11 protein-coding genes and 1 other RNA gene are annotated in these 14367 nt (G+C 68.9%); 8 read left to right on the forward strand and 4 right to left on the reverse strand.

Going from position 1 to position 14367, the window contains the following annotated elements; all coding sequences use genetic code 11:
- Positions 1–16: 16 nt before the first annotated feature.
- Positions 17–1135, forward strand: coding sequence for a peptide chain release factor 2 (prfB, locus tag ACTWQA_RS09875; protein WP_305919238.1), 1119 nt, complete (start codon positions 17–19; stop codon positions 1133–1135).
- Positions 1136–1139: 4 nt separating this feature from the next.
- Here prfB and ACTWQA_RS09880 read toward each other — a convergent pair whose 3' ends face one another.
- Positions 1140–1331, reverse strand: a complete 192-nt coding sequence (locus ACTWQA_RS09880) for a hypothetical protein (protein WP_305919237.1) — start codon at positions 1329–1331, stop codon at positions 1140–1142.
- A gap of 202 nt (positions 1332–1533) precedes the next feature.
- Here ACTWQA_RS09880 and ftsE point away from each other — a divergent pair, with 202 nt between their 5' ends.
- From ftsE to ssrA, 5 genes are all read left to right on the forward strand, one after another.
- Positions 1534–2223: a cell division ATP-binding protein FtsE gene (ftsE, locus tag ACTWQA_RS09885; RefSeq protein ID WP_091079803.1), complete on the forward strand. Its 690-nt coding sequence runs from the start codon at positions 1534–1536 to the stop codon at positions 2221–2223.
- Between the two features lie 20 nt (positions 2224–2243).
- Positions 2244–3152 (forward strand): permease-like cell division protein FtsX, encoded by a 909-nt coding sequence (ftsX, locus tag ACTWQA_RS09890; RefSeq protein WP_305919236.1) that lies wholly within the window; start codon positions 2244–2246, stop codon positions 3150–3152.
- A 48-nt stretch (positions 3153–3200) separates the two neighbouring features.
- Positions 3201–3668, forward strand: coding sequence for an SsrA-binding protein SmpB (gene smpB, locus ACTWQA_RS09895; protein WP_327585343.1), 468 nt, complete (start codon positions 3201–3203; stop codon positions 3666–3668).
- Between the two features lie 7 nt (positions 3669–3675).
- Positions 3676–5535, forward strand: coding sequence for a penicillin-binding transpeptidase domain-containing protein (locus ACTWQA_RS09900; protein ID WP_443158953.1), 1860 nt, complete (start codon positions 3676–3678; stop codon positions 5533–5535).
- 312 nt (positions 5536–5847) lie between these two features.
- Positions 5848–6231: a transfer-messenger RNA gene (gene ssrA, locus ACTWQA_RS09905) on the forward strand.
- A 529-nt stretch (positions 6232–6760) separates the two neighbouring features.
- On the opposite strand, the gene ACTWQA_RS09910 is transcribed toward ssrA, so the two are convergent.
- Genes ACTWQA_RS09910 through ACTWQA_RS09920 form a run of 3 tightly spaced genes read right to left on the reverse strand, consistent with a single transcriptional unit; the run spans position 6761 to position 11911 of the window.
- Positions 6761–9814: an alpha-mannosidase gene (locus ACTWQA_RS09910; protein WP_443158954.1), complete on the reverse strand. Its 3054-nt coding sequence runs from the start codon at positions 9812–9814 to the stop codon at positions 6761–6763.
- 7 nt (positions 9815–9821) lie between these two features.
- Positions 9822–11162, reverse strand: coding sequence for a 6-phospho-beta-glucosidase (locus ACTWQA_RS09915; protein WP_443158955.1), 1341 nt, complete (start codon positions 11160–11162; stop codon positions 9822–9824).
- On the reverse strand, positions 11159–11911 hold the full coding sequence (locus tag ACTWQA_RS09920; RefSeq protein WP_443158956.1) for a DeoR/GlpR family DNA-binding transcription regulator: 753 nt from the start codon (positions 11909–11911) through the stop codon (positions 11159–11161). Before ACTWQA_RS09920 ends, ACTWQA_RS09915 begins: the two co-directional genes overlap by 4 nt.
- A gap of 144 nt (positions 11912–12055) precedes the next feature.
- On the opposite strand from ACTWQA_RS09920, the gene ACTWQA_RS09925 reads away from it, so the two are divergent.
- Positions 12056–13036: a carbohydrate kinase family protein gene (locus ACTWQA_RS09925; protein ID WP_443158957.1), complete on the forward strand. Its 981-nt coding sequence runs from the start codon at positions 12056–12058 to the stop codon at positions 13034–13036.
- 2 nt (positions 13037–13038) lie between these two features.
- Positions 13039–14331: an ABC transporter substrate-binding protein gene (locus tag ACTWQA_RS09930; protein WP_443158958.1), complete on the forward strand. Its 1293-nt coding sequence runs from the start codon at positions 13039–13041 to the stop codon at positions 14329–14331.
- Positions 14332–14367: the final 36 nt, after the last annotated feature.

Consider the following 14367-nt stretch of genomic DNA (forward strand, 5'->3'; position numbering starts at 1 on the left):
CGTACCCTAGGGAGACGTGGCAGGCATCGATCCGGCAGAAGAGATCAACGAGCTCGCGGGCACGGTCCGCAGCATCCAGGACGTGCTCGACCTCGACGCGCTGCGCAAGCAGATCGCAGAGCTGGAGCAGCAGGTTGCCGCGCCCGACCTCTGGGACGACCCTGAGCAGGCCCAGAAGGTCACGAGCAAGCTCTCCCATCTCCAGGGCGAGCTCAACCGCGTCGAGGGCGTCGCGCGCCGCCTCGACGACCTGACCGTCCTCTACGAGCTGGCGGCCGAGGAGGGCGACGACGACACGCGCGTCGAGGCCGACAAGGAGCTCGAGTCGCTCAAGTCCGATATCGGCGCGCTCGAGGTGCGCACCCTGCTCTCGGGCGAATACGACGCCCGCGAGGCGCTGGTCACGATCAACTCGCAGGCCGGCGGTGTGGACGCCGCCGACTGGGCGGAGATGCTGTTCCGGATGTATCTGCGGTGGGCCGAGCGCAAGGGCTACGCCACAGAGGTCTACGACACCTCCTACGCGGAGGAGGCCGGCATCAAGTCGGCCACGTTCACGATCAAGGCGCCCTATGCCTACGGCACGCTGCGCGGCGAGCACGGCACCCACCGTCTGGTCCGCATCAGCCCGTTCGACAACCAGGGGCGCAGGCAGACGTCGTTCGCTGGTGTGGACATCGTGCCGGTCGTCGAGCAGACCGACCACATCGACATCAACGAGGACGAGCTCCGCATCGACGTCTACCGCTCGAGCGGCCCGGGCGGCCAGGGCGTCAACACGACCGACTCGGCCGTGCGGATCACGCACCTGCCGAGCGGCATCGTCGTCTCCTGCCAGAACGAGCGTTCGCAGCTGCAAAACCGCGCCAGCGCGATGAACGTGCTCCAGGCCAAGCTGCTCGAGCGCAAGCGGCAGGAGGAGGCGGAGAAGATGTCGGAGCTGCGTGGCGCGACGACCACGTCGTGGGGCACGCAGATCCGCAACTACGTGCTGCACCCCTACCAGATCGTCAAGGACCTGCGCACGGGCACCGAGGCAGGCAACCCGTCGGCCGTGCTGGACGGCGACCTCGACGGGTTCATCGAGTCGGAGATCCGCTGGATGCGGCGGCAGGAGTCGGGGGCGGAGTCCTAGGGCCCTAGAGCCCGCTGAGGTGCTTGAGCGCCAGGCTCGCGAAGAGCAGGACGACGAGCAGCAGAATGATGAGGGCGGGTGACAGCCCGGCGAAGCCGTGGTGGTGCATCCGCTCTCTGTTGGCGCGGCAGAGGGCGCAGCGCCCCTCGATCACGGGGTGGGCGCACTGCGCGCATACGAGGTGTTCACAACTCATGACAGCCCCAAGTGTAGCCGCACAATCGTTTTGTTTCCGTTATGGACGTTCCATGCCAGTCTTCCCCCTAGACTGTGCTCTGGCCAATCGGAACGTCGATCATCAGTAAAGACGAGGTCCCCGATCGGCCAGCGGCGGGAAGTGGGCATGTGCCACCCTCGCTTCCGTCCTGACCCCTAGACTGGCATGCCGTGATGCTCTCGTGATCCATTTCGATAATGTCACCAAGGTCTACGCGAACCAGAACCGGCCCGCTCTCGACCACGTCTCCGTTGACGTGGACAAGGGCGAGTTCGTGTTCCTCGTCGGCCCTTCGGGGTCAGGCAAGTCCACGTTCCTGCGTCTGATCCTGAAGGAGGAGCGGCCCAACTCCGGCGCGATTCACGTCGCGGGGAAGGATCTGGCCCGCCTCTCCAACTTCAAGGTGCCGCACCTGCGCCGCCGCATCGGCTGCGTCTTCCAGGACTTCAGGCTCCTGCCGAACAAGAACGTCTACGAGAACGTGGCGTTCGCCCTCGAGGTCATCGGCAAGCCCCGGCGGTTCATCCGCAAGGTGGTGCCCGAGGTCATCGAGCTGGTGGGCCTCGAAGGCAAGGCCCACCGCATGCCCGACGAGCTGTCCGGCGGCGAGCAGCAACGCGTCGCCATGGCCCGCGCGTTCGTCAACCGGCCGATGATCCTGTTGGCCGACGAGCCCACGGGCAACATCGACCCCGCGACGAGCATCGGCATCATGAAGGTGCTCGACCGCATCAACAGGACTGGCACCACGGTCGTCATGGCCACGCACGACGCGGCCATCGTCGACTCCATGCGCAAGCGTGTCGTGGAGCTGGAGGACGGCAAGATCGTCCGTGACCAGTCGCGTGGCGTTTACGGCCAGGCGTACTGACAGGGAGCTGCAGACACAACATGCGGGCGAATTTCATCTTCTCCGAGGTCTGGATCGGCCTCCGTCGCAACCTGACCATGACGATCGCGGTCATCATCACCGTGGCGGTCGGAATGGCGATGCTGGGCGTCGGCTTGATGATCAACGCCCAGGTCGGCTTGATGAAGGGCTATTGGGGCGACAAGGTCGAGGTCTCGGTCTTCCTGTGCAACAAGGGGACCGCCATGCCGGCGTGCAACGGCAAGGCGATCACGCAGACCCAGATCAAGGCGCTCGAAGCGCACATCCGGGGCACCCAAGGGGTCAAGGACGTCTTCTTCGAGAACCAGGACACGGCTTACCAGAACTTCCAGGAGGCCTACGCCTCCAACCCGGCTCTGGTCAAGGCCACCCAGGTCGAGGACATGCCGCAGTCGTTCCGCATCAAGGTCGCCGACCCGGACAACTACCAGCCCATCATCCAGGCGGTCCAGGGCCAGCCGGGCGTCTCGCAGGTGACCGACCACAAGCAGCTGATCGGGCCGTTCTTCCAGATGCTCGACAAGCTCGCCTTCTACGCGCTGGGCGTCGCGATCACCCTGGTGCTCGCCGCGGCGCTGCTGATCGGCAACACGGTCCGGCTCTCGGCGTTCAACCGGCGCAGAGAGACGGGCATCATGCGGCTGGTCGGCGCGTCCAACCTCTACATCCAGCTGCCGTTCGTCATGGAGGGCGTGATCGCGGGCCTGATCGGCGGCGTGTTCGCCGCGGTCATCCTGATCGTGACCAAGGTCCTGCTGTTCGAGGAGCTCGGCAAGTTCTTCGGCGATGCGACCGCTCAGCTGGGCTGGGACACCGTGGCGCAGACGATCACGTACACCATGATCATCGGTGTGTTCATCTGTATCCTGGCTTCGTTCGTCACGCTCCGCCGCTACCTTCGGGTGTAGCCGCCGCGACGTACCCGAGGTACGGAGGATCGCCGGTAAAGTCGAAGCATGCCACGTGAGACCGGGCGGAAGGTCATCGCCCAGAACAAACGTGCTCGGCACGACTACCACGTCGAAGACACCTTCGAGGCGGGTCTCGTGCTGCAGGGCACCGAGGTGAAGTCGCTCCGCGAGGGCCGCGCCTCGCTCGTCGACGGCTACGCCAGCATCGACGGCAACGAAGCGTGGCTGCTCAACGTGCACATTCCCGAATATGCGCAGGGCACGTGGACCAACCACGCCGCCCGCCGCAAGCGCAAGCTGCTGCTGCACCGCAAGGAGATCGACAAGCTCGCCGCCAAGACCAAGGAAGGCGGGCTCACGATCGTGCCGCTGGCGCTCTATTTCAAGGACGGCCGCGCCAAGGTCGAGATCGGTCTCGCCCGAGGCAAGAAGGACTGGGACAAGCGGCAGTCGCTGGCGGAGCAGCAGGCCAAACGGGAGATGGCCCGCGCCCTGCGCCACCGCAACCGATGAGATCGGCATGAGACGCCTGCGCCGCACGCTCTCCGCGACCGCCACCCTGGCGGTCGCGTGCACGATGCTGACCGGCTGCTTCGAGGAGCCGTCGCCGCACGACGCGGTGCGCGACTTCCTCGTGGGCTGGCAGACGGAGGACTACGACCTGGCCGCGGGACGCACCGACGGCGATCAGGCGACCGTACGCAAGGCCCTGTCCGACGCCAAGCTGGAGCTGGACGCGGCCTCGTTCCGCTTCAAGATCAAAAACTTGAGCATGAACGGCGACGAGTCCACGGCCGCCTTCCACGCCGAGGTCGACCTGGGCGAGAACAACCCGCTCTGGCAGTACGACGGGATGTTGCCGCTCCACCTGGTCGACGGCGCGTGGAAGGTGCGCTGGTCACCCTCGGTGCTGCATCCGGAGCTGAAGGAGGGGCAGCGGTTCGCGGTCGACATCGATCCCAAACCGCGCCAGCCGGTGGTCGACTGGACCGGCGAGGCGCTGCAGACCGACTCCGTGGTCTACAGCGCCGGCGTCTATCCGGCCAAGCTGGGCGATCAGGCCGAAGAGGTCGTCGCGAGGTTGTCGGAGATCACGGGATACGCCCAGGACCGGCTGCTGAGCCGCATCCGCTCCTCGCCGCCCGACAAGTTCGTGCCGCTGGTCACGTTCGGCGGCTCGCTTTATCAGAAGATGAAGCCCAAGCTCGACGCCATCTCGGAGATCGAGACCCAGAAGCAGGACCAGCCCGTCAACCCCGACGCTCCCCGGCAGATCGTCGGCACCGTCAGCGCGCTCACCCCTGAATACGAGCAGAAGCTCGGCGGCCCGCAGCGGGCCGGTGACTCGGTGGGCAAGAGCGGGCTGCAGCAGGCCTACCAGAGCTACCTGACCGGCTCCACGCAGACGAGGGTGATCACGCTCGACCTCAAGACCGGCAAGCAGGCCGCCCTGTTGGAGGAGTGGCCGGGCCGGCAGAACGTGTCGGTGCAGACCACCATCGACCGCGGCATCCAGGCGGCGGCCGAGCAGGCGGTGGCCGACAGCGACACGAGCGCGCTGGTGGCCGTGGACCGGAAGACCGGCGAGATCCGCGCGGTGGCCACCAACGGCGGCATGCATCAGGAGAAGGACGCGCTGGCCGGCAAATACCCGGCGGGCACGGCGTTCTCGATCGTGGCCGCGGACGCGCTGGTCAGGGCTGGGATGGACCCCAAGCAGCGGCTGGACTGCCCGCAGGAACGCACGGTCGGCGGTGCCAGGTTCGTGGCCGCCGGTCAGGCGGCCGGCAGCACGACGTCGGCCACGTTCCAGGACAACTTCGCCAAGGGCTGCGTCACCGCCCTGGCCTCGCTCGCCCGCCGCGTCGAGGCCGACGAGCTGCGCAAGAGCGCCGAGGCGTTCGGCGTGGGCCAGTCGTGGCGGCTGCCGCTGAAGTCGTTCAGCGGCTCGTTCCCCAAGTTGTCCAGCGACGCCGACAAGGCCAAGGCCATCGCGGGCCAGAACGTCGAGGTGAGCCCGCTGGGCATGGCACTGGTGGCCGCGGCGGTGTCCTCGGGCACCTGGCGCTCGCCCGTGCTCGTCACCAACCCCAAGTCGCCCGACCCGTCGGTCGAGACCGCGCCCATCACCCAGCCCGCCCCTGTGCCCGTCGATCCGCGGGTGCTCGCGGCGCTCAGGCCGATGATGCGGGCCGGCGCCTTCGGCACGCCCGCCCAGGCGGGCAAGGGCAAGGTCTACGGGGTGACGGCGACGGCCGGGGACCAGCTGACGTGGTTCGTCGGCTGGCAGGGGGACGTGGCCGTTGCGGTGTTGTCGAAGAACTACAACGCCTCGGCGGTCGCGGGCGGCTTTTTCCAGGCCCTGCAGGACCCGTCGTGAGCCGTGGTGAGCTCATCGTGAAAATGTCGCGACGCTGAGCAACCATCCGGGGCCGCGGTGGCGTCTTACAGAGTGACTGGGCCCGCTCGGGGGGTTGCGGATCCAGTCGCCGTGATGAGATCAGGACTTCATCTCGGGGGAAGTCCTGCCGTCCGGACCGGCTCGACCCTGCCGGTCGGCCCCCGGGAGCGCGAGCTGCTGTGCCACTCTCCCGGGGGTTTCGCCATGGGGAATTAAGGTGGCGTTGAGGGCGTTGTCCCCTGTAGATTCATGTTGCGCGCCTTCCCCGGAGGGTGTGTTGACAACTGCACAGGGGGTGACTGGCTTCGACTTCGACTTTGCAAGCCAGGTGAAGCGGGCCGAGGACTGCGGACATAACCTCGTTAATCCTGTGACCGCAAACAACAAGTGCCAATTCCAAGAGCACTGTGGCGGCCAGGGACTCCCTGGCCCTCGCTGCCTAAGCAGCGAAACCACTGTCAGCCCGGGAGTGCCTTCGGCCCGGGATCTGGCATCGCTAGAAGGCTCAACCGATCGACCCGGCCACGGGGGAGATCGGGAAACCAAACAGTGGCTGGGCCCGTCGGCGACTCGCCTGCGTGATCGCCGGGGCCGAGAAAAGCACAGCAGGCTGCGCCCGGAGAAGCCCTGACTTGGGGTTGAAGGACGCGGGTTCGATTCCCGCCACCTCCACTCACACGGCATTACTCGAACGCGGCTCTTCCAGAGCGATGGCGAGTAGTGTTGAGGTGTCATCAACGGCGGTGTCCTTGTGGACGCCGCCGTTTTTGCGTTCGCACGCTCAGGACGTGACGCCCAGCGCCAGAGTCGTGACGACCGGCGCCATGGAGAGCAGCGGGAACGGCAGGTGCGCGTACGAGCGCGCGCGGGCCACCGTGAGCGGGGCACACCATAGTCGGCCAGTGGCCGCACCACCCAGGCGGCGTGGAGGGTCATGCCCAGGACGCGCCGGCGGGCTCCTTGATGGTGGCGTTGATGCGGTTGAAGAAGTTGGTCATGGAGATCGTCAGGATGATGGCGGAGAGCTGCTTCTCGTCGAAGTGGTCGGCGTGCCCACGAGGGCCTGGCGCACGTCCATCGCGATCGGGGCCGCGTCGACGCGGCCCGCGATCATGCCAAGCAGGCGCTGGACCTCTACGCCGAACTGGGCGTGCCCGACGCAGGAGCAGTCGAGGTGTTCCTGGCGGAGCTGGGTTGACGGGACTCAGCGGCGCAGCCGCAAGGTCAGCACCTGGAACGGCCGCAAAGAAATCGGGATACCGCCGTCGGCCTCCACGGTGACGGGGTTTGCTGGCAGGGGACGTTCGAGCAGGTCGGTGATCGTCACGCCGGTGACCGGGAAGGAGGCGCGCAGCCGGGTGGTGGCCCGGCCGCCGAGCGCCTCGTAGACCCGGACGACGACATCGCCGGACTGGTCGTCGGCGAGCTTGACCGCCTCGATGCAGGCGGCGGTCCCCTCGAGTGTCACCAGCGGCGGCGGCGTCGCAGCCGCACCGCCGCTCGTCACGCGGAGCGGGAGGTTCAGCGCGTAGCCTGCCGCCACGGCGTCGCTGATGGCGGCGCCGGGGACGAGCGCGTAGGTCATCCGATGGCGCCCCTGGTCGGCTTCCGGGTCGGGGCAGCGCGGCGCGCGGACCAGGCTCAGCCGCACCGTGGTCGTGGTGCCGCCGTCGGCACGCGTGGTACGGGTCACGTCGTGGCCGTAGGTGGCGTCGTTCGCCAGCGCGACGCCGTATCCCGGCTCCCCGAGATGGACCCACCGGTGGCAGGAGATCTCGAACCTGGCCATGTCCCAGCTCGTGTTGACGTGCGTGGGCCGGAACACGTGACCGAACTGGATCTCGGCCGCCGAGCGGTCGGCATGGACGTCGAGCGGGAACGCCACCTTGAGGATCTTCTCCCGCTCGTGCCAGTCGATCTCGGTTTCGATCTCCACCCGGGGACTGCCCGCCGTGAGCCGGACCGTCTGGGCGATCCTGGACGCCCCGAAGCGGCGCTCGACGCGTACGGCGCCGACGAGCGGGCCCGCGTTGACGACGGTGATCGCCTCCGCCTCGTCGAGGTCGGTGCGCCGGCGGCGATAGTGCGCGTCGAGGTCCCAGGCGTCCCACTGGTTGGGCAGATCGGTGTGCAGCTGCAGCTGGTTGCCGCGGGAGCCGGGGGCCAGCAACTCGCGGTGGGCCGCCACGTCGAGGACCGACGAGAGCAGGCCGGCCGCGTCCAGCTCGACGCGGATCAGGCCGTTGTAGAGCACCGTCCCGGTCTCGCCGGTGGTCGTGGTGACCGGGGAAGGGGACGATGGCGCCTCGAGGCGTACCATGCCGGAGGCCGGGACCTCGACGAAGACGGCCGAGCCGTCGGGAGCGGTCACCACTTCGGCGCGCGGCCGCGGCGCCGCGTTGCAGACCCAGGTCGCCTCGCCGGCGCCGGTCAGGGCGGAGACGGCCGAGGTGATGATCTCCTCCAGCTCCGCACGCACGCGGGCGTAGGTGACCTCGGCCTCGCGATGGACCCAGGCGATCGAGCTGCCGGGCAGGATGTCGTGGAACTGGTGCAGCAGGACCGTCTTCCACAGCCGGTCCAGCTCCGCGTAGGGGTAGGGGACGTCGGCGTGCACCGCGGCGGTCGCCGCCCACAGCTCCGCCTCGCGCAGCAGGTGCTCGCTGCGCCGGTTGCCGGCCTTCGTCCTGGCCTGACTGGTGTAGGTGGCGCGGTGCAGCTCCAGGTAGAGCTCGCCGGACCACACGGCCGCATCCGGCAGCTCCGCGTGGGCGGCGGCGAAGAACTCCTCCGGGCTCTCGATCACCACGCGGGGGGAGCCCTCCAGGTCGCGCAGCCGCCGCGCCTTCTCCAGCATCTCCCGGGTGGGGCCGCCGCCCCCGTCGCCGTGCCCGAAGGGCAGCAGCGAACGGGTGCCCGCGCCCTTCTCCGCATAGTTGCGTACGGCGTGCGCCAGCTCAGCGCCCTCGAACGTGCCGTTGTAGGTGTCGGCCGGCGGGAAATGGGTGAAGATGCGGGTGCCGTCGATGCCCTCCCACCAGAACGTGTGGTGCGGGAACTTGTTGGTCTGGTTCCAGGAGATCTTCTGGGTGAGGAACCACTCCATGCCGGCAAGCCTGGCGAGCTGCGGATAGGCCGCCGTGTAGCCGAAGGAATCGGGCAGCCACACGCCGCGGCACTCGACTCCGAACTCCTCCATGAAGAAACGTTTGCCGTGCACGAGCTGCCGGGCCATGGCCTCCCCGCCCGGCAGGTTGCCGTCGGCCTCCACCCACATGCCGCCGATCGGCACCCACTGCCCGGCCTCGACCGCCTTGCGCATGCGCTCGAAGATCTCCGGGTGGCGCTCCTTGACCCACGCGTACTGCTGCGCCTGCGGCCCGGCGAAGACGAACTCCGGATAGTCGTTCGCCAGGGCCGTGACGTTGGCGAAGGTGCGGGCGGCCTTGCGCTTGGTCTCGCGGATCGGCCAGAGCCAGGCGCTGTCGATGTGCGCATGGCCGGCCGCCGAGATGGTGTGGGCGCCGGCGTGGGCAGGCGAGGACAGCACACCGGTCAGGCAGGCGCGGGCCGCCCCGGCCGTGCCGGCCACGTCGTGGATGTCGAGGGCGTCCATGCTGCGCTCCAAGGCGCGCAGGATCTCGTGCCGCCGGGGATCGCCGATCGGCAGCTCGGCCATCAGCTCGCGCAGGACCTCGACGTCCAGCCGAAGGTGCCAGACTTCCTCGTCGAGCACGGCCACGTCGGCACGGGTGAGGCGGTAGAGCGGCTCGTCACCGGCCGTGGCCTTGTCGCCCAGAGGGGTCGGGAGGAAGCCGTTCGCCAGGATGTCGGGGTTGGCGGCCATCTCCAGCAGCAGGCCCACCCGGTCCCCGGCGATCGGGACGTACTGGTTGCGCGGTTCGATGCCCTTGATCGGCCGGCCGCTCAGGTCGTAGACCAGCGCCTCGGCCTGGCTGCCCGGCCAGTCGCCGACGAAGCCCAGGTCGAAGACGGCCTCCACGCGCCGTCCCGCCCACCGTTCGGGAACGGATCCGGTGGCGCGCAGCCACGTCGTCGACCAGGGGCGTCCCCAGCGCGTGCCCACCTCGAACGGCTCGTAGCCGGCGGCCAGCGCCTCCGCGACGGGCACCGGCTCGTCGGGGACGTGCCAGGCGGCCAGCTCGAGCGGCACCGTCTCCGCGTACACGGCGGGAGCGATGCGTTCCCGGAGCACGCGGTCGATCCGGTCCTCGACGAGGCTCCTGTCGTCGTGCATCGGGGTGTCAGTTCCTTCCGCGGAGGTAGCCGAGCTGAGGCAGCTCGCGCTGGTATCGGTCGAGGAGCCGGTCGGCCACCGTGACGGAGTCGACCAGCGGGTGGAGGGCGAAGGCACGCAGCGCCGCCGCGCGCGAGCCCGTGGCGGCCGCCTCGATGACCGCCTGCTCCACCTCCTTCACGGCGCTCACCAGGCCGAGCGCATGGCCGGGGAGCGGATCGACCGAGATGGGGCGGGCGCCGTTGGCGTCGACGAAGCAGGGCACCTCCACCACGGCGTCCGGATCGAGGCCGCCGATCGCGCCCCGCCCGCGGACGTTGAGGATGAGCGTGGTCCGCTCGTCGAGCGCGATCGCGCGCATGAGAGCCAGGGCGACCTGTTCGTAGCCGCCGGACTCGAGGTCTCCGGGCGCACGCTCGCCGGCGCCCGAGGCCTCGCGGGCCTCCGCCATGTAGGTGGCCTCCCGCTCCAGCCGGACGCTCTCCCACGCCGCCAGCGCCGAGCCGCCGGTGTGCGTGTAGAACCGCCGTTGCTGGTCGATGAGCACGGAGCCGCGAGTCTGCCTGGCGGCGCGCGCGGCGGCCACCGCCTCGCGGGTGAAGTAGTAGTAGTGCAGGTATTCGTTGGGGATGCAGCCGAGGGCGCGCAGCCACTCGACGCCGAAGAGCTTGCCCTCTTCGAAGGAGCCCAGCGCGTCGGCGTCCCGCAGGAGATCGGGGAGCAGGTCGCGGCCCTTGACGCGCAGGCCGCGCAGCCAGCCGAGATGGTTGAGCCCGGCGTAGTCGAGCCACACGGTCGCGGGGTCCACGCCGAGCGCTCCGGCCACCCGACGGCCCAGGGCGATCGGCGAGTCGCAGATGCCGATGACCCGATCGCCGAGGTAGTGGGACATCGCCTCGGTGACCATGCCCGCTGGGTTGGTGAAATTGATGACCCACGCCTCGGGCGCCGCCTCGGCGATGCGTCGCGCGAGCTCGCAGGCGACGGGGACCGTGCGCAGGCCGTACGCGATGCCGCCCGCGCCGACGGTCTCCTGCCCTGGCACGCCCTCGTCTAGGGCCACCCGCTCGTCGATGGCGCGCCCTTCGAGACCGCCGACGCGGACGGCGGAGAAGATGAAGTCGGCTCCCGAGACGGCCTCGGTGAGGTCGGTGGTGGCATGCACCTCGGGCGCGTCGGGCACGCCGTCGGCCAGCTCGCCCAGCACCCGCTGGATCGCCGAGATCCGCGAGGCGTCGAGGTCGTGGAGCGTGACGTGGGTGACCCGGCCCTTGCCGCGATCGGCGAGCAGGGCACGGTAGACGAGCGGTACGCGGAACCCGCCACCGCCGAGAACGGTCAGCCTCATACCGTGATCACCTCGACCCCCGCCTCCCGCATGGCGGTGAGCGTTGCCTGGTCGCCCGGGGCGTTGGTGACGATGACGTCGAGATCCTCAGGACCGCACACCCGGGCCATCCCGGTGCCGGGGAACTTTCCGACGTCCGCGACCAGGACCACCTGGTCACTCGCCGCGATCATGGCCCGCTTGACCGGCACCTCCACCACGGTGGTGTCCATGACGTGTCCCCCGGGACGCACCCCGCTGGTGCCGAGGAAGAGCCGGTCGGCCTTGATCTGGCGCAGGTTGTCCTCGGTGAGGAAGCCCACCAGCGACCGGTAGTCGCGACGGACCATGCCGCCCAGCATGATGAGCTGGATGTTCTCCTCGTCCTGCAGCTCCTCGAGGACGGCGAGGCTGCTGGTGACGACGGTGAGAGGCCGGCCGCGCAGGTAGCTGGCGACGCGGTGCGCGGTGGTGCCGATGTCGAGCAGGACCGTCTCCTCGTCCTTGACCATCTCTGCGCACCTTTGCGCGATCCTGTCCTTCTCGGCTCCGCGGACCGCGGCCACATCCACGAACGGATCGTCGCGCTCGTCGATCGGCATGGCGCCGCCGTAGACCCGCCGGAGCAGCCCGTCATCGTGTAACTGCACGAGGTCGCGGCGGATCGTCGCGGGACTGGCATCGAGGCGCTCGGCCAGCGCCTCGACGGTGGCGGGGCCTTCTGAGCGCACAATGCGCACGATCATCTCGTGGCGTCGGTCCCGGAGCATGACTGGGACAGTAGCGCTCAAACACGATCATTGCCAGAGGAATTTTTAGGAATTCTCGAGCGAACTATTGCACAGTCGCTCAGCAGGGTGCACGATCCTGCCTAAATTCGGCAAGGTGCCAGTGCGCCAGAAGTGGGCGGAGCGATGCCAGACAACGCGGTCCAGCCGCAACTCGATGTCTTCGTGTCCGGCCTGCTCTTCTTCGACGTGGTCTTCGCCGGCCTGGACCAGGGGCCCAAGCCAGGAATGGAGATCTGGACCACCGAGATGGCCTCGGGGCCCGGCGGGATCGCCAACTTCGCGTTCACGCTGGCCCGGCTCGGCCTGCGGACCGGCCTGGCGGCGGCCTTCGGCGACGATCCCTTCGGCCGGTACTGCTGGACGGCGCTCAGCGAGGAAGAAGGCGTGGACCTCAGCCGGTCCCGTCTGTTCTCCGGATGGTCCACCCCGACCACCGCCTCCCTGGCCTACGAGGGCGATCGCGCCCTGGTGACCCACGGCGCCCCGCCACCCCTGGGGGCGGACCAGATGATCGGCGATCCTCCGGCGGCTCGGGCGGCGATCGTGCACCTGGGCCCGCAGCCGGTGGAGTGGCCGGCGCGGACCGGCGGCCTGGTCTTCGCCGATGTGGGCTGGGATCCCACTGAGGAGTGGTCGTCGGCGATGCTCGATCAGCTCGCCGGGTGCCACGCCTTCATGCCCAACGCTCATGAGGCCATGAGCTACACCAGAACGCACACACCCGCGGCGGCGCTTTCCAGGTTGGGGGATCTGGTGCCGCTCGCGGTCGTCACCTGCGGAGGTGACGGTGTCCTCGCCGTCGATGCGATCAGCGGCGAAGACGCGAACGTCCCCGGACTGCCGGTGGACGTCCACGACCCCACCGGCGCCGGAGACGTGTTCGGCGCGGCCCTCGTCGTGGGAACCCTGGCCGGCTGGCCGCTCGCCGAGCGGATCCGGTTCGCCAACCTCGTCGCGGCCCTGTCGGTGCGGCGGGTGGGCGGCGCGCCCTCGGCGCCTGGCTGGGCCGATGTGGCCGGCTGGTGGCGGGATCTCACCGACCAGCGGCTGCGCCACGAGTACGGCTTCATCCCCGATGTCATCCCCCATAACCCGGAGGGTTAGAAATGGAACTTTCCCGCAGAAGGCTCATTCAGTCCGGACTTCTCTCCCTAGCGGCGGCAGGCATCGGGGGCACGGCCGCCTGCGGTGGCTCAGGCGGCACCGCTGCCGGCAGCGGCGGCGGCGCCACGGAGCTGACCCTCTGGTACTGGGGTGGCGGCCTGAGCGACAAGGTCGTGGCCGACGCCGTCAAACAGTTCGCCCAGACCACGCTCAAGCCGTCGGTGATCGGCGGCGACTTCAAGCAGAAGCTGATCGCCACGATGAACGGACGCAAGTTCGTGCCCGACATCACGGGGATCAAGGGCGAGAACATCGCCTCCATGCTGGCGGAGTCCGACCGGTTCATCGATCTCAACACCCTCGGCGCGGGCAAGCTGGCCTCGCAGTACGTCGAGTGGAAGTGGAAGCAGGGCTCCACCACCGACGGCAAGCTCATCGGATTCCCGATCGACATCGGACCCACCGCGCTGTTCTACCGCGACGACATCTTCGAGAAGGCAGGCCTGCCCAGCGACCCCACCGAGGTCGGCACGTCCATGTCCACGTGGGACACGTTCTTCGAGGCCGGGGTGAAGCTGAAGAAGGCCAACCCGGACGCGTTCATCATCGACTCGGCCGAAGGGCTGTTCGACAAGATGGTCGGCCAGGGCCCCAAGCGCTTCATCGACGAGAGCAACAAGTTCATCGGCGACCAGCCGCACATCCGCGGCGCCTGGGACATGGTGATCAAGGCCAACGGGCTGGGCATCATCGCACCCAAGTACGATGGCCCGGACTGGAACGCCGCCGCCGCCCAAGGCAAGATCGCCGGGACCGTGGGAGCGGCCTGGTTCGCGCTGGACCTCAAGAGCGGCGTGGAGGCCACCTCGGGCAAATGGCGGGTGGCGCCCATGCCGGGCGGGCCGGCGAACATCGGCGGGTCGTTCCTGGCGCTGCCCAGGGAGTGCCGGGATCCCCAACTGGCCTTCCAGATCGTCACCTGGCTGCTGAGCGCGGACAACCAGGCGCGGGGATTCACCGACGCGGCGCTGTTCCCCTCCACCCCCGCCTCCTATGACCTGCCCGCGCTGACCGGAGGGGACCCGTTCTTCGGGGACCAGAAGACGATCGAGGTGTTCGGGCCGGCCGCGAAGAGCATTCCTGTCCAGTACGAGGCGCCCGCGGACGCGGCCGTGGCCCAGCCCTTCAAGGACGAGATCATCAATGTCTGGACCAAGGGCAAGAACGCCGACACGGCGTGGACCGACGCGGTGAGCGCGGCCAAACAGATCGCCGGGCGCCAGGGCGTGAGCTGAGAGGACGGCATCCCCCTCATGTCCGCCCGCACCTCC

This window comes from Nonomuraea sp. 10N515B (assembly GCF_052245915.1).
In the GTDB taxonomy this organism is placed as follows: Bacteria; Actinomycetota; Actinomycetes; order Streptosporangiales; family Streptosporangiaceae; genus Nonomuraea.

What these genes read in the sequence shown, in the direction of transcription:
- ACTWQA_RS09880 (WP_305919237.1), bottom strand. Translation starts at nt 1,331, where the DNA reads ATGAGTTGTGAACACCTCGTATGCGCGCAGTGCGCCCACCCCGTGATC.
- ftsX (WP_305919236.1), top strand. Translation starts at nt 2,244, where the DNA reads ATGCGGGCGAATTTCATCTTCTCCGAGGTCTGGATCGGCCTCCGTCGC.
- smpB (WP_327585343.1), top strand. Translation starts at nt 3,201, where the DNA reads ATGCCACGTGAGACCGGGCGGAAGGTCATCGCCCAGAACAAACGTGCT.
- ACTWQA_RS09900 (WP_443158953.1), top strand. Translation starts at nt 3,676, where the DNA reads ATGAGACGCCTGCGCCGCACGCTCTCCGCGACCGCCACCCTGGCGGTC.
- ACTWQA_RS09910 (WP_443158954.1), bottom strand. Translation starts at nt 9,814, where the DNA reads ATGCACGACGACAGGAGCCTCGTCGAGGACCGGATCGACCGCGTGCTC.
- ACTWQA_RS09915 (WP_443158955.1), bottom strand. Translation starts at nt 11,162, where the DNA reads ATGAGGCTGACCGTTCTCGGCGGTGGCGGGTTCCGCGTACCGCTCGTC.
- ACTWQA_RS09920 (WP_443158956.1), bottom strand. Translation starts at nt 11,911, where the DNA reads ATGCTCCGGGACCGACGCCACGAGATGATCGTGCGCATTGTGCGCTCA.
- ACTWQA_RS09925 (WP_443158957.1), top strand. Translation starts at nt 12,056, where the DNA reads ATGCCAGACAACGCGGTCCAGCCGCAACTCGATGTCTTCGTGTCCGGC.
- ACTWQA_RS09930 (WP_443158958.1), top strand. Translation starts at nt 13,039, where the DNA reads ATGGAACTTTCCCGCAGAAGGCTCATTCAGTCCGGACTTCTCTCCCTA.